The 219-nt window shown below is 61.2% G+C and carries 1 protein-coding gene; it reads left to right on the top strand.

Annotated elements, in window-relative coordinates:
* Positions 1–219: winged helix-turn-helix domain-containing protein (locus MO867_RS23305; protein WP_252473540.1), on the top strand; the 219-nt coding region annotated here is incomplete at both ends.

The raw sequence follows: 219 nt of genomic DNA, 5'->3' as shown, positions 1-219 counted from the left end.
CGAGCTGCTGCTGCGCCGGCGCGGGGAGGTGTTGTCCAAGTCACTGATCGCCTCCCAGGTCTGGGACATGAATTTTGACAGTGACACCAACGTGATTGAGGTGGCCATAAGGCGCCTGCGCAGCAAGATCGACGACGGTTTCAGTCCGCGCCTGATTCAGACGGTGCGCGGCATGGGCTATGTGCTCGAAATCCCCTCGTCGTATGACCACCCCGGCTC

The sequence above is a fragment of the Microbulbifer okhotskensis genome (assembly GCF_023895975.1).
Classification (GTDB): Bacteria; Pseudomonadota; Gammaproteobacteria; order Pseudomonadales; family Cellvibrionaceae; genus Microbulbifer; species Microbulbifer okhotskensis.
Note: the sequence above shows the minus strand (reverse complement) of the source record. Positions and strands in the feature narration are given on the sequence as shown.